We start from the raw sequence: 25735 nt of genomic DNA, 5'->3' as shown, positions 1-25735 counted from the left end.
ATTCCATATTGTTTCCTCCACATCAAGCACCAGTTGCACCGCCGGGAGAAATTCCCCCAAGCGGTACAAGTTGTGCGGTTTAGAATTTACTTGCCAATGACTGTGATGGTCTCCGGCTTGCCCTTGCGGTTAAATGTAATGTCCAGCATATCACCCGGTTTGCAAGTGGGCAGCGTAAAGCCGTCCCGCAGGAAAAGCTTATCCGTCATTTCACCGACAACATTTTCTTCGGGGAAGCTAATATACCACTGGAATCCCTTTACCATTATTCCGTCTCCGCTCTGGAAATTCAGTTCGCGAGTGCCAATCGGTTTTGCTTTCATAAATGTATTCCTCCTAAATTGTTGATGATGTGTCCCTCATACGTTTGAACGCCAGAGCAACACAGAGTTAATCGTGACAACATGGCCATGTTGTAGCTTTATTGTAACGGAGCTACGTTCCGATAGCGAGAACCTATATGTCTAATTGAGGTCGTCATTTTCCGCGATTGACACTATACGACCTTGTATAGTAAAATAAAAATACAAACTCTGGAAAGGAGATTAAATGAACAATAAAACGGGTGCTAGCAAGCGCAAAAAGGATATTGTACTTGGGCGTATTAAGGATTTAAGAGAGTGGGAAAAGCTAACACAAGCCGAATTTGCAGAAAGTATTGAAGTTTCACCCAATACAATCAGCCGTATTGAGCGTGAAGAAATGAGCCTTTCATCTGACATAGCATTGAAAATTGCGGATAGGCATGGAATTAGCCTTGACTGGCTTTTTGGGCGCGGTGAAGAAATGTTAAGCCCTGAACGTCAGGCAAGAGCAAAAGAGGCACTTAGCTGTATACAAGAACGAGAACTTGCTGAGAAAGAACCGTCAGGCGTGATTAAACTTTCTAAGCGCAACCATTCTGATGCAAAAAAATAATCGCCTATGAAAGCACAAGAGCCAACTGGATTTGCTCCAGTTGGCTCTTGTGCAAATGATATTAAACTGTTGGCTGTTTTCTTAACCCGTTTACTTCTCAACCAGTTTATCTAAGCTAACCCCTAACGCCACGGAGATTTTATAAAAGGTTTCTACCGAAAAGTTGTACCGTGTCTTTTCACTTTCAATCTGCCGTATAAAATCGTGGGAGAGATCAACCATTTCCGCAAGCTGGGCGGACGTCAGCCCTTTTTCATTGCGGTATTTTTTAATATTGCGCCGTATCGTGTTATAAATATCCTCATCAAACTGTAATTGCTCCACCTTTTTCATATTAGCCACCACCTAACAAAATTGTACCGAAAGGCGGCGCAGAAGTATGTTAGGCGTTAGCTCACAAATTTTTCTTGTGCTTCCTCAAAAGATATGATAAGATGATAATAGTTTACGAATATGAACAAGGATTGGGGCGAATCAATTGAGGAAGAAATGGTTTTCTTGTGCTCTAGCTGTGCTAATATGCTTGGGGACGGCTGTTCCAGCTTCGGCGCACGATATGAGCAAGATTGGAAAGGCGAATATTGTCAGCGCAGGAATTCATCATAGCGGATTAATAGATACCAATAGCTCCCTGTGGATGTGGGGCGCTAACTATGAGGGGCAATTAGGTAACGGCGGCATTGGAAACGGTGAAGATGGCATTGGAAAATATCAAACCATCCCTGTCAAGGTGTTGGACAATGTAATCTCCGTCAGTAGCGGTGAAAATCATACTGTCGCTATCAAAACGGACGGTTCTCTATGGACGTGGGGTGGAAACTACGACGGACAGTTAGGTAACAATTCCACTAAAGATTCTTTAGTCCCTGTCAAAGTATTGGATAACGTAGCTGCTGTCAGTTGTGGCAATAACTATACTGCTGCTATCAAGACAGATGGTTCCCTGTGGATGTGGGGAAATAACAACTATGGACAGCTGGGCAAGGGTGTACCCGGAAATTCTGTAATTCCGGTAAAAGTGTTGGATAATGTAGCCGCTGTTAGTTGTGGTCGCTGGGGGCATACCGCCGCTATTAAGACCGACGGATCTCTTTGGATGTGGGGATATAACAACAACGGGGAACTGGGTAACGGCGGAGAGGGCAATCAGAAAACGTATACTATGGAAGGTATTGTTTCTTTACAGGACGTCCCAATCAAGGTACTGGATAATGTGATTGCTGTTAGCCTTGGTAGGTTGCACACCGCTGCTGTCAAAACCGACGGTTCGCTGTGGATGTGGGGCGATAACGACTATGGACAGTTGGGTAACGGCTCCAGAAAAACCTCAACAGTCCCGGTAAAGGTGATGGATGACGTCGCTGCTGTTGGCTGTGGCAGTAGCTATACCGCAGCTATCAAGCGCGACGGCTCTCTATGGATGTGGGGAGATAATGGGCAAGGGGCGTTGGGTAATGGTTACGTCGGAAATGAGAAGATAAATCAAGGCCGTGGGGACTTCCCTGTGCAAACCCTTCCTGCCAAATTAATGGATGGTGTGGCAGCCGTCAGCGGTGGCACGCTCCATACCATTATCGTTAAAACGGACGGTTCCGTATGGGCATGTGGACGCAGTGGCGAATTGGGGAACGGTAGCACAAGCAACAGTACGGATATATATGGATACGCTATGCAGACCACCCCGGTGAAAATTTCTACTCTGACAGCCAAGTTGAAATGAGTTTTTCCGCAATATAAAACTGAATTATTTAAAATCAGCAGGGCAGTTAAGGCAGTGGCTTTAACTGCCTTATTATATTATACAAAAATAGAGTTGACTAAACAACTCAATTATTGTATTATTAAATTATAAGAAAGGGGCGTTGACTATGCAAGAGGTAGCGCAACGGTTAAAGAATTTGCGGGAGAGTGTGGGCCTATCCCAAGCAAAGATAGCGGCACTGATGGGCACAAAACAAGCAAACATTAACCGATATGAAAATGCCCAATCTGCTCCACCGCTTAAATTATTGCTACGATATGCGGATTTCTTTGATGTTTCTATGGACTATATTTTCGCTCGTACAGAGCAGCCAGAAGGCAAGCTATACGAGCATAAGCCCAAAGTGATTGAAGCTATCACGCAGGGTAATAAGGAACTACGGCAGTTTGTGGATATGTGCTTTGACCCATCTTCACCAGTCAGTGAAAAGCTGCGTGAAGTTTTAACACAGATGTTGCAGGAGCAAAGCAAATAGGCGGGTGCGTTTCCCCTTGCGTATGATATTCAAAAATTCCCGCCAGTCAAGGTTAAAATGAACTGATTTACAATCAGACCTTGACAGGAGGGAGTTTTTGAATCTGCGGCAAATAAGGGGAACGCCCCCTGTGTGGCGAGTTTTGAGAAAACCGCCCATAAAGTTACGAAAGGTTGTGAATGGAATGAAAGCTGTGATTTATGCAAGGTATTCCAGTGATAATCAGCGGGAAGAAAGCATTGAAGGACAGTTGCGGGAATGTAAGGCATACGCCGAAAAGAACGGTATCACCATTTTAAGTACTTACATAGACCGGGCTTTATCAGCAAAAACTGACCACCGCCCCGAATTTCAGCGCATGATAAAAGACAGCGCAAAGGGCCTGTTTGATATGGTGCTTGTGTGGAAGTTAGACCGTTTCTCTCGAAACCGCTATGACAGCGCACACTACAAAGCCACCTTGCGGAAGAATGGCGCAAAAGTGGTATCGGCTACCGAAACCATAGCCGAGGACAGCACAGGCATTTTACTTGAAAGTCTGTTAGAGGGTTATGCGGAGTTTTACAGTGCCGAGTTATCCGAAAAAGTAATCAGAGGACTAACGGAAAATGCTCTTAAATGCAAATATAACGGCGGGGGCTTGCCGATTGGCTATACCATTGACAATGAGCAAAATTTTCAAATTGACCCATTGACTGCGCCCATAGTGCTTGAAGCCTTTCAGCGTTATGACAAGGGCACAACGGTAAAGCAGCTTGTGGATTTCCTCAACATCAAGGGCATACAGACTTACCGAAACAAACCGCTGCGGATCGATTGTGTGAAGCGGTTGCTGAAAAATCGCCGCTATATCGGTGAGTATAAATACCGTGATACTGTTACCCCCAACGGCGTTCCCGCCATTATTCCGCAGGATTTATTTGACAGGGTAGGAGAACGGCTGGAGAAAAACAAAAAGGCTCCTGCGAGAGCAAAAGCCAAAGAGGAAATGTATTTGCTAACAACAAAGCTGTTTTGCGGGTGCTGCGGTGCGTATATGTGCGGTGAAAGCGGAACAAGCCGAAATATGACTGTTCACCAGTATTATAAATGCGTGACTGCCAAATACAAAAAGGCTTGTAAGAAAAAGACAGTGAAAAAGGACTGGATAGAAAATCTTGTGATTGAGCATATAGTTAAGTTTCTATTTGATGATGTGCTGATGAACGACCTGACTGACACATTAGTTGCGTTTCAAAAGCGGGAAAATACCACGCTGCCTATGCTCAAACAGCGGTTAATTGAAACAGAAAAAGGGATTGAAAATATCCTCAACGCTATTCAGCAAGGCATTTTCACACAATCCACCAAACAGCGTCTTGACGAACTGGAAGAAGCCAGAAGTAGCTTAGAAGTTTCTATTATCCAAGAAGAAATGCAAAAGCCGCTTTTGACGAAAGAGCAATTATTATTCTGGCTGCACCGTTTTCGCGCCTTAGATGTTACCAATCCTACCCATAGACAAAGGCTGGTTGACAGTTTCGTAAACGCCATTTATCTTTATGATGATAAGATAGTGCTGATGTTTAACTACAAAGAGGGCAGCAAGACCATTAATTTTTCTGATATAGAGTGTTCGAGTTTGAGTGCGGGTGCTGCACCAAAAAAGAACCCGGTTTACAGAGCCGGGTTCTTTTTTTGCGCCCGCGTATAAAACCTGCCGTATTATTATGCGGCAGGTGATTTTATATAAAATTTTATAAAAGTTGCACTCCAGAGGGCAATTTTTAGATATTAACCCCGTTAAATGAAAGGATGTCAGTCCTTATCATAGAAAGGGGTATTGTGTAATGACTGAGGAAAATTATAAGTAGCGTACCAGTCCGTTTTTACTACGCAACCAGTTTGTGGGGAAAGGTAAATTGCAAATTCCTATTATTCCAAAATTCAAGGTGCAATCGGATGATTTTAATAATCTGCTCTTAATTGGATTTGACAAAACAAACATTGAAAACACAAATCATCTGAACCGTATGGTGCATTTCTTTTTGTACGACTACAAGTTTGATCGGGTTTGGAAAAATCCTGATGCCGACTTAGAAAAGTTAAAGCGCTATTGCGCAGTACTTTCCCCCGACTTCAGCATGTATACGGAAATGGCTCCGGCCATGCAACTTTATAACACATTCCGCAACCGCTGGTGCGGTGCATATTATGCTTCCAAAGGGATTCGCGTTGTTCCGACTGTCAGTTGGGGAAATGAAAACACGTTTGAATTCTGCTTCGATGGAATTGAAAAAGGCTCTACAGTTGCGGTATCCACCTATATGGTATCAGAACATGACAACCGGCAAGATCAGAAAGAGTTTTTCCTCAAGGGTTACAACGAAATGCTTCGTCGAATTGAACCGGAGAAAATTATCTGCTACAATGAACCATTCCCGGAGATGCAGGGCGATATCGTGTTTGTCGATTACGAACTAAGCTCGTGGAAGTATATGAACGACAACCCATATGCTCCCTCCAAATACGCGAAATACATCTGTGGGGAAGAACCACTGCCGGTTGGTAGTAATCTCATTATTAAAGGCGGATATGTTGTAAATGAAAATAATGAAGATTATAATAACATTATTCAGACTGGAATGGGAAGTGCTTATGGTGGAAAATGGAAACCTAAGAAGCCGGAAGATGAGCGATTTTTAGGAGAACCGGGAGAAATTAAAACAACTTATAAAAATGGATATCGCATAGATACAAAAATTGGTGAGGATGGCAGGGCAGTAAAAGAACGGCACTACACAGATAAACCTAATCCAAAATATCATACAGATCCTCATGATCATGATAAAAATGGGATGAAAATCGTGGGAATCCATTGCCCGGCCCTCCGATTAATTATCCTAATGGAGCACCTGAGTTTAAGAGTTTTAGGGAGATGAATGTTTTGAACAGAATTGTGCAGGCGAGTAGTCTGGATGATAATAAATTTAAGACAATAAGTGAATTTAAATGGTGCATAAATGATGGCGGTGAGGTTACTTTTATATGGGGAGGCAAAGAATATGGTGTTTTTAAACACAACGATAATAAGTTTATCATATCTGAAATAAATAATGACAGTTCAGAAAAATGCTACAATACCGCCGATGATGTACTGGAATACATGGTAGGCAAAGATAGATTGCGGGATGTCATTACCCAAGTTACAGTGACAGACCGGACGATTTAAATTGGTTAATAATTTGCTATGTGTTGGATTTTACTCCAGTTAAGCCTGCATCTAAATTGAGCAAATGACACAGCAAAAGCAGGCTGAAACAGATGCAAATCGTAGCTGTTTCAGCCTGCTTTTATATATTCTTACTAATGCAAGCATTGATGTCCACTGCGTACCTGCTGCATGGTGCAGGCGTGCGCAGGCCAGCATTAAGGCCGAGTTCCCGTCGGAAAATCAGCCAACCATGCGGGTGCGCCTGCGAATTTCTCTGTTCAGCTGTTTTACCCGGATGCTGCTGTGGACTTTTTGCCTCCATCAGTGTATCATAGTTCTATTAAGACAAATGAACAGGAGTATATCACAATGCCACACGACGAACACTGCGGCTGCGGCCATGAGCACCCCCGCCAGGCGGACGTCCACGCCGCGCCGGTCGAGGTAACAAAAAGCCAAAAGGATTTTCTTCATCAACTCAGCCACAGCCATTACCTGCCTGTGGCCCGGTTCACCGTCAGGGATGACCGGGAGGAGGATTTTGTCTCCACCGCTCTGGCGCCGGTTTTCTTGCGCTCGGCGGATGACGACATGAAAACGGTCAAGGAGGCGGGTGCCTTCCTGCAAACGCTGGAAGATTTGGGCCTTATCACTCTGGATTACGACATCCCTCTGAACGGGTACGGTTATGAGGAGTACAGGACAAGCGCACTCTACGAGTATTTCTGCGCAACAGTAGCGGAGGGAGCCGCCAGACCCAGCTTTTTAGGCAACACCCCTGTGCTGGAGTTGGGCAGCATCGCCCTGACTGAGACGGGTGAGCAGATTGCAGCCGCTCACTGCGGCCGCAGCCACGACCACCACCACGGGTAGAGAGATCGGAAGGCCATAATCAGTGAAAATGAAAAAGCAGAAGCGCGTCCGCAGAGAGAAAAAACCTGTGGCCGCGCTTCTTGTTTTGATGGCAGAGCGAATCCGATTTTTCTCTCCCGCTCAGGATCCTCTGACCAAGTAGCCGTTGCAGGGCAGTGTTCTATGCCGGCAGAGTCAAATACAAAACAAAAACGTACCGCGTTTTAAAAATCGGAAAATAAGAAAGGCCGAAGCAAAGCACGTTTGCATTACAGCATCTCCAGTGGATTATGCAAATGAGTTTGTGTCCTTCCCCCACCGAGGGTGGGGGAAGGACACATCTCGTCCCGCAAATTAAAACGGAATTACCGTAGCGTTTGCTTCGGCTTTTTGTTGGTATGGAATTTTCTTTCAGAATCTTGGTTGATTTTTATCATTTATCCATAGAAATTGATTCGATGGTTATAAATCTCCTATCGCATTTACTTTGCAAGGCGATTCTGTTATAGTTTAAGCACAAATAAAGTCGATTGCAAACGGCTGGGTGCAAATGTAAATGCGTAATTGTTTTGAAGGGAGTCGTAATGAATTTGGAAATCAGAAAAGTTTGGGCTGTATATTTCAGCCCGGTTGGGAACACGGAAAAAGCGGTTGTCTCTCTTGCGGGGGCCATTGGAGCAAAACTTGGTGTGCCGGTTGAAAAACTCGACTATACCCTTCCCGCGCAAAGAGAAGGCGTAAACTCCTTTCAGAAAACCGATCTGGTGATATGGGGAACACCTGTCTACGCAGGCAGAGTTCCAAACAAACTGCTGCCTTATGTACAGGAACATTCTATCGGGAACGATGCGTTCGCCGTCCCGATTGCCATATTTGGCAACCGCAGCTTTGATGACGCGCTGATTGAGTTGCGTAATATTTTAGAAGCAAACGGATTTCATACCATTGCGGGGGCTGGCTTGGTCGCTCAACACGCTTTTTCAACAGTTTTGGCGGCGGGCCGGCCGGATCAGGCCGATATGGAGAAAATAGAAAATTTTTCAAAGGAAATCGTCGCGAAGATCAGCACGCTCAAGGCTTATCCTAAGCCCGTCGGCGTAACGGGCGCCAATCCCCCACAAGTGTATTATACCCCCAAAGGGCTGGACGGAAATCCCGCGGTTTTTTTGAAAGCCAAACCAAAAACCGATATGGAAAAGTGCAATCACTGCGGTGTTTGCATCCGCCGATGTCCGATGGGGTCTATCAATCCGAATGACCCTTCCGACATAATCGGGATCTGCATTAAGTGTCATGCTTGCGTAAAACGATGTGAGCAAAATGCAAAATATTTTGATGACGAGCAGTTCCTATCCCATAAGCGGATGCTGGAAAGAGATTTTACCCGCCGGGCGGAGCCTGAATTTTTTCTATAAATCTGCGGGTGCTTCTCTGCCGGGCCGCGTCGGAAACCGAAGTCAGCAGCCGTTTCCCCCTAAAGCGCCATGAGGCTGGTGCTAAAAGAATCTGCGATAGCAAATTGACCAAAGCAATAACCTCAAACACAAGGAAATGCGCCTTGGAACGACTCATACAGGTCAGACCAAGACGCATTATTGTGTATATTTTTTGGATAAGGCTATTTTGTAACAGCTCCTTTTTCTTGTTCTAAGAGCATCTAATTTCGCAACTGTTATCAGAATCGGCACATTGCTGGCTCTGGGCTGTGTTTTTTGCTGCCCTGCGTCGCCTTTTGGAGGATTTTTTCAGGGCATTTTGTCGTCGTGCACTGCCGCTTTTTCCAAATATATCGGCCTTACTGGAGCCTGTCGTTTTTCGCAGCATTTGTCTCATCCCTGATCTCACGCCGCATGCCGCCGAGAGCTTCGATCCGGCGTTCATTTTTGGCTTTCAGATCCCTTTTCATTTTCTCGTCGGATGTTTTCTCTATCATCTCGTCGGCGCGGTGGATATTTTCGATGGTCATGTCCATGTTGTGCCGAATTTTGTCCAAATTATCCGCACGGTTATCCGGATTCGGTTTCATATGGTTTCCCTCCTGAATACAATTCGCTTTTTTCATAAAAGTACGGATGTTTTCCTCTTCCCGTCGGCGGTCGGCCCCTTTTCTTCCCAGTCTGTCACAAAGGCCCAGCAGAGCAATCTCCCGGATATCCGCATTTTGCTTCATTCCCTGCACGTCAGCAAAGGGCAAATTCTTTCCCACAAACAGAATCTGCATGTGGTACCGAACCAGCTGGGTCACCCGTTCGATGAATGCCGTGTCCGCCGTAAAAAAGCGGAGGAACTCCTCTGTGAGCTTTGCTCCCACTTTATCGTGGTCATAGGATGTGATTTTACCTTTTCTGCGCGCGGTGGTAGAGGGCTTGCCGATGTCGTGCAGCAGCGCCGCCCACATAAAAGCGCGGGGATCGCTGCTTTCTTCTTTGACCTTTGCGGCCTCGTCCACCACCAGCAGAGTATGATTCCACGCGCTGCCCTCCGGGTGGTGCAGAGGGGACTGCGGTGTGCTCTGCAGCTGCTTCAGCAGATGAAACGGATACTCCCTGAGAGCGGGGGAATCGGTCTGAGAGGATAAGAAGCGGGACGGCGTTTCATCCGAAAGCAGATGCCGCTCCATTTCTTCAAAAAATGCGCTGCCTTTTGCCAAATCATCACCCCGGATGTAGTATTTGTTTTCAATTCGGAATAATGCGCCGCCCACAGCGAATTCTATGGGAGAGGTGATATCATGGCGAAAGACAGTCAAATCGACCCAAAAGAAATCCGTGAGCAAAAAGCGAAGGGCGGCCAGACGATGGCTCAAAGCGCCAATGACGGAGAGGGGCGAAATCACAAAAAGCAGTCTGCCGGCAGGCACAAGCCGGGCAATGACAAATAACGCGAAAAAGCGGAGTCACGCTGGTGCCTCCGCTTTCTTTGTCCTTATTTTTCCAGCGCCTCTTCCATGTCGCGGATTTCCTTTTCCAGGCCCGCGATCCCGTGCCGGCGCCGTTTGTTTTTCTCGATCAGCTTCACTTTCTGTGTGTCCGAGGGCGTTTCGGCGAGAATCTCTGAAGACACCTCCATATTATACTTTGTGGTATCGATCTTCTTCTGGAGCTTTTTGATCTTCTCGCGTCCCTCTTCCTCGTGCATTTCTTTGATCGTACCGGAATTGTTATCCATTCCCGCCGCCTCCTATCACATTGGGGCTGTCGGCGTCAAGCTCCTCCCGGGCCAGTTCCTCTTTCATTTCGCGGATCATCTGCGGAATTGCCTCGGCCCTGCGCTCGTTTTTCTCTTTCAAGTCCTGCGTTTTTTTGCCGTTCGGCTCCAATGCCATAATTTCTTCGGCGGTTTCCATATTGTGCAGTGTGGATTCAATCGTATTCTGAATCCGCCGGGCTTTTGTGCTGCGGTTTGCGATTCGCTCCACTACCTGCAGGCCGGAAGCGCAGTCGTCGTATTTTCCGGTGGAAATATCGCGAATCGCTTTTTCCAACGTTTTTTCATAATACGCCTCCGGTGAAACGCCGCTGTAAGTCTGATTTGTAATGTGTTCCCGGTTTTCCAGCTGCGCCAGACGAGCGTATTCACTTTTCACCTGCTGAATCAATAAATCCCTGTCCAAAAGAGATCCCCCCTACATCCTCTGTTTTTTATTAGTATGCGGTCAAAGCATGCGGTTTATCGCTGTTCGCATCAGGCATTTTTTGCAAGGAAAAAATCTCATATTGGGAAATCAAAAGCCCTTGGCAGAAGCTGTGAGTTTTGCCCGCAATACCGCTTTCTCATCCAAAACCGTTCAACCATAACCTGTCTCCTGCAAAAGTCAAGCCTTGTATCTGGTAAAAATACCGAGTATAATTATTTTTCGTGTCATAAAAACGGAAGGATGAACGTAATGGACGAAATCAAGCAAATTTATTATGGCGATAGTTATTCTGATTTTCTTCGCTATTGCGATCTTCACAGCTATAAATGGATGCGCGATCTGGTGAACTGCCGGTTTGAAGAGCTGCCGGAGCTGATTCACATTTCCCCCGCATTGCTCAGCCGCATCAAAACCGTGTATGTTCTCTATATGAAGAAGCACCCGGAGTGTCTTGCCGGTGTAAAGCCGGTGAAAGCCAAAACGGCTTCCTCTATGGAGGATTTGAGGGATCGGCTGCTCGTCGTTTTTCAGCAAAACGCGAATCAGCTGATCCATATTACCGACATCACCAAAGCGATCGGCAAGGGTACAAAGCGCAGCGATATCATCCATGTACTGGAGCACCAGAAATGGTGCCGGATTGTGGACAACACCACATTTTTTTATTCCCCCACAGACTGACCGCACCAACCGGAGAGCGCTTTCGCTCTCTTTTTTATTGCAGCTTTTTATCGTTCAGCAGGATTGCCGTTTCTCCGGCCATCTGCCGGTCATCTGAAACCGGCGGCCGGCGCACGGTAGATACGCGTTTGAATCTGTGTTATAATAACCTCACGGCATAAGCGAAAGCAAAGCTTTCGATGCCTGAGAGAGCATTGAAACATCGGCTTTACAAATAGGAAAACAAAACACAGAGGTACGATGAGCCCGCTCGGAAGCGTACTCCCCAAAAAGGACATTGCGGGTGATCATCTTGCTGACATTCATCGTAAGTCAACGAAAAAGGAGCAATCCATGCTACTGTCCGCAGAGAAAATTTCAAAGAATTATGGGATGAAGCAGCTGCTGCAGGAAGTCTCGCTGTACCTGAACGAGGGCAACCGGGTGGGAATCATCGGGATCAACGGCACCGGGAAAAGCACTTTGCTGAAAATTCTGGCCGGTGTGGAGCCGCCGGACGAGGGCTCCATCGCTATGAACCCCAACATACAGCTGTCTTATCTTCCGCAGAACCCGCCCTTTCGGGATGACTGCACCGTGCTGGAGCAGGTGTTTGCGGAGTTCCCCGCGCAGTTCCGCGAGCTGAAGGAATACGAGGCAAAGTCCATGCTGACACGGCTTGGCATCACGGATTTTGACGCAAAAATGGGCGTGCTGTCGGGCGGGCAGAGAAAACGCGTGGCCTTGGCCACCGCGCTGATTCACCCCGCGGACATTTTGATTCTGGACGAGCCCACCAACCACTTGGACAGCGAAATGGTCGCGTGGCTGGAGCAGCGGCTTCTCCGCTTTACCGGCGGGCTCATTATGGTCACCCATGACCGGTATTTTCTGGAGAGAGTCGTCAACCACATCGTCGAGCTCTCTCGCAGCAAGCTCTACCCCTACGAGGCGAATTACTCGAAGTATCTGGAGCTCAAGGCCCAGCGCGCCGAAATGGAAGCGGCCAGCGAACGAAAGCGGCAGACGCTTCTGCGCAAGGAATACCAGTGGATTATGCGGGGCGCAAGGGCCCGCGGCACAAAAAGTCGCAGCCGAATCGACCGATACGAGGCGCTCAAAGACCAGGACGCGCCCGAAATGGACGACACGGTGCAGCTATCTCACTTGTCGAGCCGATTGGGAAAAAAGATCATCGAGCTGTCGCACCTCACCAAAGCCTTCGACGGCCGCACGGTAATCCGGGATTTTTCTTACCTGATGGAGCGGGAGGATCGGATCGGCATCGTGGGCAAAAACGGCGCCGGCAAATCCACGCTGCTGAATTTGATCGCGGGCCGGCTCCTGCCCGATGAGGGAACCGTGGAGGTCGGCACCACCGTGAAAATCGGATATTTTTCACAGGAATCCCGCGAGCTCGACCCGAAACAGAGAGTCTACGACTTTATCTGCGAGGTTTCCAATGAGGTGAAAACCGCGGAGGGCACTTTCTCCGCATCGCAGATGCTGGAGCGCTTTTTGTTTTCGCCGGACCTGCAATACTCCCTGATCGGCAGACTCAGCGGCGGCGAGCGCAGGCGGCTGTATCTTTTGAGCATTTTGATGGAAGCGCCGAACATTCTGCTGCTGGACGAGCCCACCAATGATCTGGACATTGAAACCCTGACCATTCTGGAGGATTATCTGGACTCCTTCGCCGGCCCTGTGCTCGCGGTATCACATGACCGCTATTTTCTGGACAAGGTTGCGGATATAATTTTCGAGGTCAACGACGGCGGCAGCATTCTGCGGTACCCGGGGAATTACACCGACTACGACGAAAAACGGAAGGAAACGCAGCAGCCCGCCCCCAAAAAGGATACCGCCGCCCCCAAAGCGACGCTCAAAAGGGCGCAGAAACTGAAATTCTCTTTTAACGAGCAGCGGGAATTTGAAACCATAGAGGACGACATTGCGGCGCTGGAGGCGAAAATCGCCGAATGCGAAGCGCAAATCGCACAATCTGCCAGCGATTATGTGCGCCTGCAAGCCCTGATGGGGCAAAAAGCGGAGCTGGAATCTGATCTGGAAGCAAAGACGGAGCGCTGGCTTTATCTGACGGAGTTAGCGGAGAGGATCGCCTCGCAAAAATAGCCGCGGAGGAACACCGCATGGAGAGCGAAAAGATCACAAGATATTACACCTACATGCTGCGCTGTGCCGACGGTACGCTGTACAGCGGCTATACCACCGACCCATGCCGACGCACGGCGCTGCACAACCGCGGGAAGGGTGCAAAATACACCCGCTCCCGCAGGCCGGTGGAGCTGGTGTTTGTGGAGAGCTATCCCACAAAAAGCGAAGCGCTGCAGCGCGAGGCGGCGCTGAAAAAACTCAGCCGGGCCCAAAAGCTGCTGCTGATCGGGCAGGCCGGCAGCCGGACGGGAGCAGCCGGTGAAAACGGGTAAGAACGATACACTAACGCAAGGCGGCGAATGCTAAAATGGAAATGCTGGATATTGTAGATGAAAACGGAGTCCCCACCGGGGAAACCGTGGATCGGGAAGCGGCGCATCGAAACGGAATCCGCCACCGCACCTCTCATGTGTGGATTTTGCGCAAGCGAAACGGCAAAACACAGGTGCTCTTGCAGAAACGAAGTCTGAATAAAGATTCCCACCCGGGGTGCTACGACACATCGAGCGCCGGGCACATTCCCTCCGGGGAGGATTTTCTGGAGTCCTCCCTGAGAGAATTGCAGGAAGAGCTCGGTATCACCGCCGCGGCGGAGGAGCTCCTCTACTGCGGGTGCCGCCGCTCTGAATATCGCGGGGAGTTCCACGGGCGGCGCTTTTGGGATCATCAGGTCAGCAACGTATACATCCTCTGGAGAGACGTGGAGGAATCGCAGCTCACCCTGCAGAAATCCGAAGTGGATTCCGTTGTGTGGATGGACTGGGACAAGTGCCTTGACATGGTCAAACATCAGAGCGCGCCGCACTGCATCCGAATCGACGAGCTGGAAATGGTTTTTTCCGCTGTTTCTCTTCTGGAGGAAAGCGGCCTGCCGCCCCGCCTCGAAAAATGAAATCCCGCAGAGTTTTTAAAATACCGTCATTCACAAAAGCAAGCCGACTCGAATTGAGCCGGCTTGCTTTTGTTTTATTTACGGTACGGCAGCCTCGCTCTGCCCTTGCAAAACGCTTCTCTTCTTCATCCGCAGATACCAATCCCGGTCATCAGTTCCATCGTTATAGCACCGGGAGCGTCACCGACAAAAAGCACTTTGCCAGCTCTTCCGGCGACTGACGCATATCGTTTTTGATCCACCACTGCACCATCCCGACAAAGCTGCCCGCAATATGATTCACCAGAAAATCCTCCGGGACAACAGGATTTCTCCGCTTTACTCCGGCCAGAAGATGCCTTGTGATCAGCTCGTTCAAATACTGCCTGAAAAAGCGCAGAAACAGCTCGCCGCTCTCGCAGGACAAAATCCCGACCACATTCCTTTTGTTGTCCCTCAGATGGTACAGGATGTGGGTGATGAGCGAAGCGGGGTCACCGTTCGCCAGAGAAAAGTCGTGGGTGTTCTCCATATCCAAATGCTCTGAGAATACATGATCAAACAGCTCGGTACACATCTCCCGCAGCAGATCGTCCTTGGTCTCAAAATGAGAATAAAAGGTGCTGCGCCCTACATTCGCGCGGTCGATGATTTCCTGTATCGTGATTTTGGCATAGCTTTTTGAGGATAACAATGTGCTGAACGCCGCAAAAATGGCTTCCCTTGTCTTTCGCTGCCGTCTGTCCATGGCTTCCTCCAGATGAATATATTCTGAAATTTGTTCCGTAGCGTACAACGGCCATCATTTGTTTGTTGCCGACTGACGCGCGTTACTTTTATACTAATATCAAACAAATTGTTCGGTATCGTATTCATTGTACTGCTTTCTTACCCGGAAAGCAATACCGTTCACCTCGGAGGGAAGCATGATGTGGAAAACCATTCGGAACACCTTAACAGACGAAGAAAAGCGGAACCTGGCCCTTGTGATCATTTCCGGCGCCGCGCTCCTGTTGAGCCTGACAAACGCATTGGGCGGCGTACTGCCGTTTGACATCGCATGGGTTGCCATTGTTCTCTGCGGTATCCCCATTGTAATCGGCTCCGCCGCCGCAGTGATCCGGGAGCACGACATCAAAGCGGATGTGCTGGTTTCGATTGCACTGATCGCTTCTCTGTGCATCGGCGAGTACTTTGCCGCGGGAGAGGTCGCGTTTATTATGGCGATTGGAACACTGCTGGAGGACGCCACCGCCCGCAAATCGCGCAAGGGGATTGAAAAGCTGATTCACCTGACCCCCAAAACGGCGCGAATCCGGCAAAACGGAGAGATGAAGCGCATCCCCGCCGAGCAGGTGAAGGCCGGGGATACACTCGTCGTTTTTGCCGGGGAGACCATCGCCTGCGACGGGGTCATCACCGCCGGGGAGACCACCGTAGACCAGTCCGTGATGACCGGGGAATCCATTCCGGCCGACAAAGCGGTCGGCGATGAGGTCATCAGCGGAACGATCAATCAGTTCGGCACCTTTGAAATGCGGGCCGCCAAGGACGGCGGCGACAGCTCCCTCCAGCGGATGATCCGGCTGGCCGGGGAGGCCGACGCCAACAAAGCGCCGATCGTCAAACTGGCCGACCGCTGGGCCACCTGGCTGGTGGCCGCCGCCCTGGGCATTGCGGGGGCGACGTGGCTTTTCACCGGCGAGCTGATCCGCGCGGTTACGGTTCTGGTTGTGTTCTGCCCCTGCGCGTTCATTCTCGCAACGCCCACCGCCGTGATGGCGGGCATTGGGAACGCCGCCCGATTCGGCATTCTGGTGCGCTCCGGGGAAGCGCTGCAGCGGTTTTCTGAGATTGATTCGGTCGCCTTCGACAAAACCGGTACGCTGACCCATGGCAGGCCGGCGGTGACGGGCATGAAAAGCTATGCCCCGTCCCTTCCCGCCGACGAGCTGCTCCGGCTGGCCGCGTTGGCGGAGCAGCATTCCGAGCATCCGCTTGGGAAAGCGATTCTTGCGGAATACCTTCGCCGCGGCGGCAAAGCACAAGAGGTGCGGGAGTTCGCGCTCACGGGCGGCATGGGTGTTCACGCACTTGTGGAGGGCCGCAGAATTCTGGCCGGGAAAGCGGACTTTTTAAAGAAGGAGGGCACTCCCCTCCCCCCGGCAGCGCACAAAGACGCAACCGACTTTTTGGAGCAGGGGGCGACCGTTGTATATGTGAGCATTGACGGCGCTTTCGCCGGATTCCTCGCGCTTGCGGACAGTCTGCGGCCCACCGCAAAGGACTTGATCGGGGAACTGAAAGCCGCCGGCATCCATTCGATTCTTTTGACCGGAGACAACGAAACCACGGCGCGGCATATCGCCGCCCAGGCGGGGCTTGAGGAAGTGAGGCCCAACCTGCTGCCCGAAGAAAAGAGCCGGGCCATTCAGGCATATCGGTCCGAGGGGAAAACAATCTGCATGATCGGCGACGGGGTCAACGACACGCTCGCCCTGAAAACCGCCTTCGCGGGAATCGCGATGGGCGGCATCGGCAGCGATATCGCGGTGGAAGCCGCCGACGCGGTGCTCGTCGGCGACAACATTGAGCGGATTCCGTATCTTTTCCGAATGGCCAAAAAATCCATGAAGCGGGTCAACTTTAACATTGCCGTGGCCATGGCCTGGAACGGGATCGCCGTGTTTCTCTCGGCAGCCGGTATGCTTAGCCCCGTAACGGCAGCGCTGGTGCACAACGTCGGTTCTGTATTTGTTGTCGTCAGCTCCGCTCTTTTAATCACAACCAAGGATAGATAAGAGAGCAACTTATTCTGTAGCAATAAAAAAGAAGGCGGGAGCTGATAAAAAGCTCCGCGCCTTCTTTTTATCACTGTAAAGATTTGATATTGAAAAAAATCGAGAAATCCATGCTTAGCGATTGAGTCTTTTTACTTTTGAGGGATCGAAGGAAGAGATTGACAAAGGTGTTTATTTGCTGTATTGTATGACTGTAATTATAAATTTAGTCATATGGTGATAAGGATGGCAACAGCATTCACACAGCAGGAAGAAAATATCATTCTGGAAAAGCTGAAAAAAGCGGCAAAAGAAAGCGCCGCTTTTCTTGGTATGCGAAAAACGTCAGTTGATCAGCTTGTGGCGGCGGCAGATATTTCAAAAGGTGCTTTTTACAAATTTTACGATTCGAAAGAGATGCTCTTTTTTGATGTAATGGAAGACATGCACACCGAAGTATACGGGGCCGCGGCAATTGCACTTCGTGAAAACAGCACATCTTCTGCCGCCGACCGGGCTGCAGCGGCTGTACTCGCCGCCTGCCATACCATGGAGCAATCCGGTATGATGGCGTTTGTAGAACGAGATGTGCCTTATCTTCTGCGCAAGGTACCGAAAGATTACCAACAAAAGCATTACCACAGCGATGAGGTGCACATTCGCGAACTGCTGGACGCGGCGGAGCTTTATCCGGCAGGCGGCATGGAACTGGCTGCCGCTACGGTGCGGGGCCTGATGCTCACCATCTCTCACAAGGAGGAAATCGGCGCGCTCTACCCGCAGGTACTGGAGACTCTGGTGTACGGCGCCTGTCATGAGCTGTTTCCATAAGGCGCCGCTTTTCAAATATTTTTTCGCCAAAATGAGTTAGACTCGGCTAATCAAACAGATCAGATTTTGAAAGAATCGAGGCGCTGCACCATGCAAATTCCGGAGATCACCTTTTCACGCGGAACCTATTCCCTCAATCGCGATCCAAATTTTAATTTCCAGTTGAACCGCGTGATCCAGTGGGACGGCGGACGGCTTGAGGACATTGCGCCTGTTTCAGAAAGCATCTGCACCAGCGCGGACTGGAAGCGGCAGCTGATCCGGCTGGGCGATACCGCTCTGGCGGAAAACCGCACCAAAAATGCGATCGCCTATTACCGCATGAGCGAGTTTTTTATGGCGGACGGTGACCCGGATAAGCTTCTTTACTACCAAAAAGCGACAGCTCTGTTTTACAAGGAGTACCAAGACTATTTCAGCAGCGGACTGGTGGAGCGCATGGAGGCCATCTACGAGGGGGTAAAGCTCCCGATTCTGCACGTTCGCCCCGAGGGAAAGCGCCGGGATGTGATTTTGCTTCACGGCGGGAACGACAGCTATTTTGAAGAATTGTTCTTCCCGATGCTGTACTGGGCCAGACAGGGCTTTGAGGTCTATCTGTTCGAAGGCCCGGGGCAGGGCGGCGTCGTTCGCGAGCAGGGAAAAAAATTCACTCACGAATGGGAACGCCCCGTGAAGGCTGTACTGGACGCCATCGGGGAAAATGAAGTGACGATCGTGGGCGCTTCGCTGGGCGGAATGCTCGCTCCCCGGGCCGCAGCCTTTGAACCCCGCATCCGCCGGGTAGTGGGCTGGTCGGTCTTCCCTGATTTTCTGTATGTGGCTTTGAGTATGATGCCGAAGGCCATGCGCGGTCCGCTCCGTTTTCTTCTTCATCACAATCTGCGCAGGCCGATCAATACCGTTATGAAGCGGAAGATGGCGCGGGAGCCCATCATAGATTGGGGCATCCGCCACGGAATGTATGCCTATGATGCTCCGGACCCGTTTGGTTATATCAAAAAGCTCAGTGATTATAAGATGACCAACATCGGGCCGATGCTTTGGCAGGATATGCTGGTAATTGGCGCGAATCGGGATCATTTTATCCCTCAGTCACTGTATTCCATGGAGCTGAACGCTTTGCCAAATGTGAAGAGCCTGACCTTCCGCCTGATGACGGAGAGCGAGGATGCCGGCAGCCACTGCAACGTGGGAAATCCGAAGCTGGTACTGGATACCGTGGCGGACTGGCTGAATGCTTTAAGCAGAAGAGACGCGGAAACCATTCCTACATAAAAAGGAGAGGAAAGTATGGGGGATTCAACGAACCGGGGCTTTTGGCAGCGCACGGCAAAGCTGTATGCGCCCTTTATGAAAGGCTCAGCTTCGCTTTATGATGCTATTTATACCCATTGCCTGCCCTACCTGACCCCGGAGATGGAGGTGCTGGAACTGGCCTGCGGCAGCGGTCAGTTTTCTTTTCGTCTGGCGGAAAGGGTGCGGAAGTGGAGGGCAACGGATTTCTCTGAAAAAATGATCTTGGAGGCGCAGAAGAGGAGCGGCCCCCAAAGCTTGACCTTTGAGGTGCAGGACGCGACAAACCTGCCATACCCCGCAGAATCCTTTGACGCAGTATTGATCGCCAACGCTCTGCACATCATGCCGTCACCGGACAGGGCACTCGAAGAAATTCACCGTGTATTAAGGCCCGGCGGAATTCTGCTTACCCCCACCTTCCTCTGGAAAACGGGCATTCGGCAAAAGCTTGGCACGCGGCTGATGGAGCTGGCCGGCTTTCGCGTATACCATAAATGGAACGCACAGGAATTCCAGAGCTATGTGGAAGCCCGCAGGTTTACAGCGCTCGAACAGAGAATGCTGGGCGGCGGCGTCCGGCCCCTGTGCTGCCTGATTGCCCGAAAGAAATAATGGCCGAAGAGCAGTCTTGGCAATCGTCTAACCTGAATCCGGTTCCTCTAAAATTCATTGAAAACATAAAACTTTACGTATTTTGTTGAAATTGGGCATATTTGGTAATATAATAATAGTAAACTCCACAAAACATGAACCGCTGTAACAGACCAAGAAGACGTTTTTGCGTGTACAGGAGATTCGTTCCAGATATGAGGAGGAGATTATGGAAACGATACGGAACCAGACAGAGCCCCTCAAAACCTCTCAATACATTCATACCATGGAAAGGCTGCTGCATGTTGTTCAGGAATTGTCCGCGGCGCGCGACCAGGAGACCGTTATGGACATCGTGCGCCATTCGGTACGCGATTTAACTGGCTCTGACGGCGCAACCTTTGTGCTGCGCGATCACGATTTTTGCTACTATGCGGAGGAGGACTCCATCTCTCCGCTGTGGAAAGGCAACCGCTTTCCCATGCAGATATGCATCAGCGGATGGGTCATGCTGAACAAAACCCCCGCCATTATCGACGACATTTACAGCGATCCCCGCATCCCGATCGACGTCTACCGAAAGACTTACGTAAAAAGCCTTGCCATGGTTCCGATTAAAACGAATGATCCGATTGGGGCCATCGGCTGTTACTGGGCGCAAAAGCAACATGTGACGCCGGAGCAGCTCAAGGTGCTGCAGGTGCTGGCAGACACCGCAGCGATCGCGATGGACAACATCCATTACCAAAGCATCATCGCAGCAAAGGCCAAACAGCTGGAGGACGCCATAGACGGCACGCTGATGGCGATTGCCAATATGGTCGAGCAGAAGGATTTATACACCGCGGGCCACCAGAGGCGGGTCGCCCAGATCGGGCTGGAGATTGCGCAGGAGCTGGGCCTGAGCCGGGAATGCTGTGAAAAGGTATTCCGCGCGGGAGTCGTTCACGACATCGGGAAAATCGGAATTCCCAGCGAGCTGCTGGCCAAGCCCGCCAAGCTGACTGAAATTGAGTACGCTCTGATCAAAACGCACTCCGAGGCCGGGTACACCATCCTCAAAAATGTGCCGTTGCTCTCGGAAATAGCGCAGATCATCCTGCAGCATCACGAGCGCTACAACGGCAGCGGGTATCCCCAAGGGCTGAAACGGGACGAAATTCTTCTCGAAGCGCAGATTCTGGCCGTGGCGGACGTGTTTGAATCCATGATTTCACACAGGCCCTACCGGCCCGCACTGGGCATTGACGCCGCACTGGACGAGCTGATTCAAAACAGGGGGATTCTCTACCACCCGGACATTGTAGACGCCATGATACATCTGGTGATCCACAAGGGGTATGAAATCCCGGAATAAGCGCTTCGCCGCAAAGCGCAGAGTACGGGGAGCCGCGGGGCAAAGCGTGCCCCATGGCAGTTGTTTTCTTTGCGCCGCTCTGTTTTCGCAGCAGGCATAAAAGGGCCCCGCTGACCGGCATTGGCATTCTTGAGCCGGTGGGCGGAGTCTTTTTCTTTTACATTTCCAAAGGCGTTCGTCCCGTCCGAAACATGTTCCTCCCCTTTCCCGGCGGGGCGGGCGTGTACGAAGCTCAGCTGCTCCAGACCGTACTTTCGTGGGGAATGGTCATCAGGCCTGATTCGCCGTTCAGCGCCGACGGGCGCAGCACCGCCCGCATGCGGGCCAGCAGCTCTTCTATTGCGAAGGGCTTCGTCACATAATCCGCCGCCCCTTCGTCCAGGCCGTGCGCCTTGTCCATCACCGAATCGCGCACGGTCAGCAGAATCACCGGCGTGCAGCATTCCGGGCGCAGCCGCCGCGGAACCTTCAGCCCGTTGATCGCCGGAAGCATTATGTCCATCAGAATCAGATCAAACGACTCGCTCTAAGCCCTGCGCAGACCGAACAGCCCGTCGTATTCCTTTTCCACCAAATCCCCCTCGTGCTGAAGCTCCAGCTCCAAGCCCGAATAATAGTAGGGTCATCCTCAGTAATCAAACCCCTTTGCTATGACATACCTTGCCCGCCCCATCTCAAAAAAATCCGATTTTATCCTATCCTGAAATTATGAGAAAAATATAGCGGAATCATGAAGAGATGATGAGAAAGGCGCCGTTACTTTTTCCCGCGCTTCGGGTTTCGCGCGGCCCAGCCCTTTTCCACCCGTTTTTCCTGCTCGAAAAGCTCCTTGACGCTCCAAAAGCAGCAGAAGCCCGCTACACCCAAAATGGAGGAGACAGACTGATTCGACGCAAAGTACGCGCCCGCCAGGCAAAGTACCCCCGCCAAAAGGAACACCGGGAAAACGCGTTTGGTAAAATAATATTCCGCCTTTCTGACAATGGGGTGGAACAGCCCGATCAGAAGAAACGAACAAAAGCCGACGAGAATGCCCTGCATGATATCACAAGCCTTTCCATTTGGAATTTCATTCCAGCTTATTATAGCACAGATCGTTCCGACAGCTTAAAAGATTTCTTCTGTATTTTTAATATCATAAATTCCGATACCGGCTTGTAAAATCCGCCTGAAACGGCGGAGAGCGAAACAAATACTTTATGTTCTCTCCGCCGCCAGACATTTTGCTCTCGCCTGCGGCGTAAGGAGAATGATATGGCACAGCCGCGCCGGGCGGCCTGTCTTTGCGCAGAACTGCCGGTACACGGCGCGGCAGGTACTGTATAAAAACAGGGGGAATTTTACAGCCCGAGCGGAACGGTGTATAATTGTCCCCGAGTGAGGTGATAACATGGATTTACCAGGTCTGTTATATTATCAAAACGGAGGGGTATATAAAGGGAGCGCCGGCGATATGCGGTACAAAATCGAGCCCGAAAACGATAAGCTGGTTGCGAGTGTATGGTATGGCCCATACTGCTTTGAAAAGTCTGAGGTTGCGGAGCAGTCTGAATTTGAACTGAGCGAGAACGGACGAACCGCGATGATCGAATGGCTGACAGAAAAGGGAAAGACGATGGGGCAATAAAAAAGGCAACCCGGTTGCACTTCTGCGGGCGATCCCCCAAAAACACATATTTTGCGGGAAGAACCGCCGGCACGGAGCACGTCCGACGTATTTTTACTGAATCCGAATTCTTCTTTGGGGAGAGTAACGGCGGCCGGCATCCCCGCACCGGCCACCGAAAACAGCGCAGCCAGGAGCCGCTCTTTTATTTCGTTTTTCTCCATTTCAGCAACAGCGAAGAATGAATAATGACGGCGACGGAACCGGCGTTGTGTACCAACGCGCCAATCGTCGGGGTGAGAACGCCTGTAATCGCAAGCGCGATGGCCGCAAAGTTCAGCGCCATGGACGCGGCAAGATTGATTTTGATGGTGCGCATTGTCTTTTGGGAAAGCCGCAGAAGATGAGGAATTTCTTTGATGTCGTCGCCCACCAGCACAATATCGGCCGCATCGATGGCAATATCGCTGCCGACGCCGCCCATAGCGATACCGACCAGGGCGGCCTTGAGCGCCGGTGCGTCATTGATGCCGTCGCCCACCATGCACACCGGCTCCCTCGCCTTCTGGTATGCGCGGATTTCCTCGAGCTTGTTTTCCGGCAGGCAATTTGCCCTCACGTCGCGAAGGCCGGCGCCCGCCGCGATGAAAGAAGCCGCCGGTGCCGCGTCTCCCGTGAGCAGCACGGTTTGAGCTCCGGCTTGATGAATCGCGTCTATCGTCCGCGCGGCGTCCGGGCGCAGCGTGTCCGACAGCGCGAGCATCCCGATGGCTTTGGGATGCTCTGCAATATAAATCACGGTGCAGCCGTTTCGTTTCGCATTTTCAGACAGCCTCAAAAGCTCCTGCGGCATTGCGATTTTTCTCTCCGTCATCAGGGCCTCGTTCCCTGCCAGAAGGGTTCGGCCGGCTGCCCGGGCGGCAACGCCGCGCCCTGCCAGCAGCTCAAATTTCTCCGGCTGTTCCGGCGGGGCACCGTATTTCTGCCGGTAGTGCGCAACGACGGCTTTCCCCAACGGGTGCTCGGAGCGCAGCTCCGCGCACGCCGCCAGAGTAAGCAGTTCCTTCTCGCCCAGTGTGCCATCCAAGCTATGTATTTGTGTGACCGCGGGCTTTCCGCAGGTTAGTGTGCCGGTCTTGTCAAAAGCAATGCGCTTTACCTTCGACAGCCGCTCCAGCGCGTCCCCCTCGCGAATCAGAATTCCGAACCTTGTGGCGTTGCCGATCCCGGCCATGATAGCGGTGGGGGTAGCCAGTACCAGAGCGCAGGGGCAGAACACAACCAAAATGGTCACGGAGCGTATGATCTGTCCGGTGGCAAACCAGGTAGCTGCGGCGGCCAGCAGCGCGACCACAACGATCCAGGTTGCCCATCGATCGGCAATTCCAACGATTTTTGCCTTTCCGGCGTCGGCGGACTCCACCAGACGTATCATGCGCTGCAAGGAGCTGTCGGCACCGACCTTTTGGGCCGACATATCGAACGTTCCAAATTGATTGACGGTACCGCTGAACACCTCGTCGCCCTCCTCTTTATCGACCGGGAGGGATTCCCCCGTCATCACGGATTGATCGACGGAGGTTTTTCCTTTGAGGATTACTCCATCCACAGCGACGGTTTCTCCTGCCAATACGCGCAGGGTATCGCCGGCTTTCACCTGCTCCGCAGGGATGATCTCCTCCGTGCCGCCCCGCACCACACGGGCTGTGACAGGCGTCAGGCGAACCAGCTTTTCAATGCCCGCGCGGGCCTTTGCTACGGTGCGTTCCTCCAGATACGCTCCGACGGCCATAATAAAGGCCACTTCTCCAGCGGCGAAGATTTCCCCAATTGCGATAGAGGCGATTAGCGCAATCGACACCAGAACATCCGCTTTTATGTCAAACTCTGTAATCAGGCCGACCATCGCGCCTTTTACAATGGGAATTCCGCACAGCAAAACAGCAGTCCAAACCGGATCAATGGGCAGCCCAATCTGAAAAAAGCCAATGACCAGCGAACAGGCAGACAGCACCAGAAACAGCACGGTTCGCTTCTCTTCATTTTTTAGCAACGTCATCCAAGCAGCACTCCTTTATACCTATACCCCCATAGGCATATTATACCTATACAGGTATAGGGTGTCAATCAAAAAACAATGGCTTTTTGAAAAAATCGTTGTTCTGTATACTGAAAATTTTTCGTATAACATTCCGAAAAAATGCTTTACTGCCTGGCAAAATCCGCAATGGTTTTATGTCGTATCCATGGCGCTGTAATAAAACACGCTACCTATCGTAAGTAAAAGTGCCGCATAAGAGCCACATGCTTTATATTTTTACCTGTCTTTTTTCTATGATTTCGTGGATTTCGGAAAACAAAAAAGCCGCACCAAACAACCTGTAAATGGCTGTCTGATGCGGTTTTTCAATGGTCGAGGTGACAGGATTTGAACCTGCGACTTCTACGTCCCGAACGTAGCGCTCTACCAAGCTGAGCCACACCTCGAAAAAGCTAGCCTCGGTTTCCCGAGGCTATATGGCTGCGGAACTAGGATTTGAACCCAGACAAACAGAGTCAGAGTCTGTCGTGCTACCATTACACAATTCCGCATCAATATTTAATTGCCAGAAGCAACGTCATTTATTATAGCAAAATTCCAACGAATGTCAATAGGTTTCTTAAAAAATCTATTAAATAATTGAATGTTTTTGAATTTTATCCATCAGAAAAAAGGAATTCTGTCGTT

28 protein-coding genes, 2 tRNA genes and 1 pseudogene are annotated in these 25735 nt (G+C 50.6%); 19 read left to right on the top strand and 12 right to left on the bottom strand.

What is annotated here, in order from left to right; genetic code table 11:
* Positions 1 to 86 precede the first annotated feature (86 nt).
* Positions 87 to 323 carry a hypothetical protein gene (locus tag G340_RS0114850; protein WP_020074432.1) on the bottom strand — a complete coding sequence of 79 codons (237 nt, stop codon included), beginning with the start codon at positions 321 to 323 and terminating at the stop codon, positions 87 to 89.
* 226 nt (positions 324 to 549) lie between these two features.
* On the opposite strand from G340_RS0114850, the gene G340_RS16960 reads away from it, so the two are divergent.
* A complete protein-coding gene (locus tag G340_RS16960; RefSeq protein ID WP_020074431.1) occupies positions 550 to 918 on the top strand; it encodes a helix-turn-helix transcriptional regulator in 369 nt (122 codons plus the stop codon).
* 90 nt (positions 919 to 1008) lie between these two features.
* On the opposite strand, the gene G340_RS0114840 is transcribed toward G340_RS16960, so the two are convergent.
* Positions 1009 to 1251, bottom strand: a complete 243-nt coding sequence (locus tag G340_RS0114840; RefSeq protein WP_020074430.1) for a helix-turn-helix transcriptional regulator — start codon at positions 1249 to 1251, stop codon at positions 1009 to 1011.
* Between the two features lie 190 nt (positions 1252 to 1441).
* Between G340_RS0114840 and G340_RS16955 the strand changes: the two genes are divergently transcribed.
* From G340_RS16955 to G340_RS0114815, 5 genes are all read left to right on the top strand, one after another.
* Positions 1442 to 2638: an RCC1 domain-containing protein gene (locus G340_RS16955; RefSeq protein ID WP_177309678.1), complete on the top strand. Its 1197-nt coding sequence runs from the start codon at positions 1442 to 1444 to the stop codon at positions 2636 to 2638.
* A 148-nt stretch (positions 2639 to 2786) separates the two neighbouring features.
* Complete coding sequence (locus G340_RS0114830) at positions 2787 to 3155, top strand: helix-turn-helix domain-containing protein (RefSeq protein ID WP_020074428.1); 369 nt, start codon at positions 2787 to 2789, stop codon at positions 3153 to 3155.
* 184 nt (positions 3156 to 3339) lie between these two features.
* On the top strand, positions 3340 to 4848 hold the full coding sequence (locus G340_RS0114825) for a recombinase family protein (RefSeq protein ID WP_051092169.1): 1509 nt from the start codon (positions 3340 to 3342) through the stop codon (positions 4846 to 4848).
* A gap of 193 nt (positions 4849 to 5041) precedes the next feature.
* Positions 5042 to 6076 carry a DUF4417 domain-containing protein gene (locus G340_RS17325; RefSeq protein WP_081626964.1) on the top strand — a complete coding sequence of 345 codons (1035 nt, stop codon included), beginning with the start codon at positions 5042 to 5044 and terminating at the stop codon, positions 6074 to 6076.
* A gap of 5 nt (positions 6077 to 6081) precedes the next feature.
* Positions 6082 to 6366: a hypothetical protein gene (locus G340_RS0114815; RefSeq protein WP_154653238.1), complete on the top strand. Its 285-nt coding sequence runs from the start codon at positions 6082 to 6084 to the stop codon at positions 6364 to 6366.
* A gap of 51 nt (positions 6367 to 6417) precedes the next feature.
* On the opposite strand, the pseudogene G340_RS18520 reads toward G340_RS0114815, so the two are convergent.
* Positions 6418 to 6633: pseudogene (locus G340_RS18520) on the bottom strand (hypothetical protein); the annotation flags it as partial.
* A gap of 84 nt (positions 6634 to 6717) precedes the next feature.
* Between G340_RS18520 and G340_RS16945 the strand changes: the two are divergent.
* Positions 6718 to 7221 (top strand): hypothetical protein, encoded by a 504-nt coding sequence (locus G340_RS16945; protein WP_020074424.1) that lies wholly within the window; start codon positions 6718 to 6720, stop codon positions 7219 to 7221.
* 563 nt (positions 7222 to 7784) lie between these two features.
* Complete coding sequence (locus G340_RS0114800) at positions 7785 to 8615, top strand: EFR1 family ferrodoxin (RefSeq protein ID WP_020074422.1); 831 nt, start codon at positions 7785 to 7787, stop codon at positions 8613 to 8615.
* Between the two features lie 380 nt (positions 8616 to 8995).
* Here the strand turns inward: G340_RS0114800 and G340_RS0114795 are convergent, their stop codons facing one another.
* Entirely contained in the window at positions 8996 to 9820 is an 825-nt protein-coding gene (locus G340_RS0114795) for a small acid-soluble spore protein Tlp (RefSeq protein WP_154653237.1), read from the bottom strand.
* Positions 9821 to 9931: 111 nt separating this feature from the next.
* Here G340_RS0114795 and G340_RS18300 point away from each other — a divergent pair, with 111 nt between their 5' ends.
* On the top strand, positions 9932 to 10081 hold the full coding sequence (locus G340_RS18300) for a hypothetical protein (RefSeq protein WP_020074420.1): 150 nt from the start codon (positions 9932 to 9934) through the stop codon (positions 10079 to 10081).
* Between the two features lie 44 nt (positions 10082 to 10125).
* On the opposite strand, the gene G340_RS0114785 is transcribed toward G340_RS18300, so the two are convergent.
* Together G340_RS0114785 and G340_RS0114780 are read right to left on the bottom strand one after the other, a co-directional pair.
* Positions 10126 to 10368, bottom strand: coding sequence for a hypothetical protein (locus tag G340_RS0114785; protein ID WP_020074419.1), 243 nt, complete (start codon positions 10366 to 10368; stop codon positions 10126 to 10128).
* Positions 10361 to 10813 (bottom strand): hypothetical protein, encoded by a 453-nt coding sequence (locus G340_RS0114780; protein WP_020074418.1) that lies wholly within the window; start codon positions 10811 to 10813, stop codon positions 10361 to 10363. The genes G340_RS0114785 and G340_RS0114780 overlap by 8 nt, the downstream gene beginning before the upstream one ends.
* A 273-nt stretch (positions 10814 to 11086) precedes the next feature.
* On the opposite strand from G340_RS0114780, the gene G340_RS0114775 reads away from it, so the two are divergent.
* The 4 genes from G340_RS0114775 to G340_RS0114760 all read left to right on the top strand — a co-directional run bounded on the left by G340_RS0114775 (position 11087) and on the right by G340_RS0114760 (position 14564).
* On the top strand, positions 11087 to 11518 hold the full coding sequence (locus G340_RS0114775) for a hypothetical protein (RefSeq protein WP_020074417.1): 432 nt from the start codon (positions 11087 to 11089) through the stop codon (positions 11516 to 11518).
* A gap of 333 nt (positions 11519 to 11851) precedes the next feature.
* Complete coding sequence (locus G340_RS0114770) at positions 11852 to 13630, top strand: ABC-F family ATP-binding cassette domain-containing protein (RefSeq protein WP_027104028.1); 1779 nt, start codon at positions 11852 to 11854, stop codon at positions 13628 to 13630.
* Between the two features lie 17 nt (positions 13631 to 13647).
* Positions 13648 to 13944 carry a GIY-YIG nuclease family protein gene (locus G340_RS16940; protein WP_020074415.1) on the top strand — a complete coding sequence of 99 codons (297 nt, stop codon included), beginning with the start codon at positions 13648 to 13650 and terminating at the stop codon, positions 13942 to 13944.
* A gap of 35 nt (positions 13945 to 13979) precedes the next feature.
* On the top strand, positions 13980 to 14564 hold the full coding sequence (locus tag G340_RS0114760; protein ID WP_020074414.1) for an NUDIX hydrolase: 585 nt from the start codon (positions 13980 to 13982) through the stop codon (positions 14562 to 14564).
* A 163-nt stretch (positions 14565 to 14727) separates the two neighbouring features.
* Here G340_RS0114760 and G340_RS0114755 read toward each other — a convergent pair whose 3' ends face one another.
* A complete protein-coding gene (locus G340_RS0114755) occupies positions 14728 to 15339 on the bottom strand; it encodes a TetR/AcrR family transcriptional regulator (RefSeq protein ID WP_326522422.1) in 612 nt (203 codons plus the stop codon).
* Positions 15340 to 15472: 133 nt separating this feature from the next.
* Here G340_RS0114755 and G340_RS0114750 point away from each other — a divergent pair, with 133 nt between their 5' ends.
* The 5 genes from G340_RS0114750 (at position 15473) to G340_RS0114730 (ending at position 21401) form a co-directional block, all read left to right on the top strand.
* On the top strand, positions 15473 to 17344 hold the full coding sequence (locus G340_RS0114750; RefSeq protein WP_020074412.1) for a heavy metal translocating P-type ATPase: 1872 nt from the start codon (positions 15473 to 15475) through the stop codon (positions 17342 to 17344).
* 225 nt (positions 17345 to 17569) lie between these two features.
* Complete coding sequence (locus tag G340_RS0114745) at positions 17570 to 18154, top strand: TetR/AcrR family transcriptional regulator (protein WP_020074411.1); 585 nt, start codon at positions 17570 to 17572, stop codon at positions 18152 to 18154.
* A 66-nt stretch (positions 18155 to 18220) separates the two neighbouring features.
* On the top strand, positions 18221 to 19432 hold the full coding sequence (locus G340_RS0114740) for an alpha/beta fold hydrolase (protein WP_326522421.1): 1212 nt from the start codon (positions 18221 to 18223) through the stop codon (positions 19430 to 19432).
* 15 nt (positions 19433 to 19447) lie between these two features.
* Positions 19448 to 20065: a class I SAM-dependent methyltransferase gene (locus tag G340_RS0114735; RefSeq protein ID WP_020074409.1), complete on the top strand. Its 618-nt coding sequence runs from the start codon at positions 19448 to 19450 to the stop codon at positions 20063 to 20065.
* Positions 20066 to 20273: 208 nt separating this feature from the next.
* On the top strand, positions 20274 to 21401 hold the full coding sequence (locus G340_RS0114730; RefSeq protein WP_020074408.1) for an HD domain-containing phosphohydrolase: 1128 nt from the start codon (positions 20274 to 20276) through the stop codon (positions 21399 to 21401).
* 232 nt (positions 21402 to 21633) lie between these two features.
* Here the strand turns inward: G340_RS0114730 and G340_RS17320 are convergent, their stop codons facing one another.
* Both G340_RS17320 and G340_RS0114720 read right to left on the bottom strand, forming a co-directional pair.
* Positions 21634 to 21903 carry a response regulator gene (locus G340_RS17320; RefSeq protein ID WP_051092165.1) on the bottom strand — a complete coding sequence of 90 codons (270 nt, stop codon included), beginning with the start codon at positions 21901 to 21903 and terminating at the stop codon, positions 21634 to 21636.
* 254 nt (positions 21904 to 22157) lie between these two features.
* Complete coding sequence (locus tag G340_RS0114720; RefSeq protein ID WP_020074406.1) at positions 22158 to 22442, bottom strand: DUF4491 family protein; 285 nt, start codon at positions 22440 to 22442, stop codon at positions 22158 to 22160.
* A gap of 349 nt (positions 22443 to 22791) precedes the next feature.
* Here G340_RS0114720 and G340_RS18110 point away from each other — a divergent pair, with 349 nt between their 5' ends.
* Complete coding sequence (locus G340_RS18110; RefSeq protein ID WP_154653236.1) at positions 22792 to 23028, top strand: hypothetical protein; 237 nt, start codon at positions 22792 to 22794, stop codon at positions 23026 to 23028.
* A 184-nt stretch (positions 23029 to 23212) separates the two neighbouring features.
* On the opposite strand, the gene G340_RS0114710 is transcribed toward G340_RS18110, so the two are convergent.
* The 3 genes from G340_RS0114710 to G340_RS0114690 form a co-directional block, all read right to left on the bottom strand.
* Positions 23213 to 25066 carry a heavy metal translocating P-type ATPase gene (locus G340_RS0114710; protein ID WP_020074404.1) on the bottom strand — a complete coding sequence of 618 codons (1854 nt, stop codon included), beginning with the start codon at positions 25064 to 25066 and terminating at the stop codon, positions 23213 to 23215.
* A gap of 351 nt (positions 25067 to 25417) precedes the next feature.
* A tRNA-Pro gene (locus G340_RS0114695) sits at positions 25418 to 25494 on the bottom strand.
* Positions 25495 to 25525: 31 nt separating this feature from the next.
* A tRNA-Gln gene (locus G340_RS0114690) sits at positions 25526 to 25599 on the bottom strand.
* Positions 25600 to 25735 lie beyond the last annotated feature (136 nt).

Source organism: Faecalispora sporosphaeroides DSM 1294, from assembly GCA_000383295.1.
Taxonomy (GTDB): domain Bacteria; phylum Bacillota; class Clostridia; order Oscillospirales; family Acutalibacteraceae; genus Faecalispora; species Faecalispora sporosphaeroides.
The sequence above is the reverse complement of the archived record's forward strand: the minus strand, read 5'-3'. Positions and strand labels throughout refer to the sequence as shown.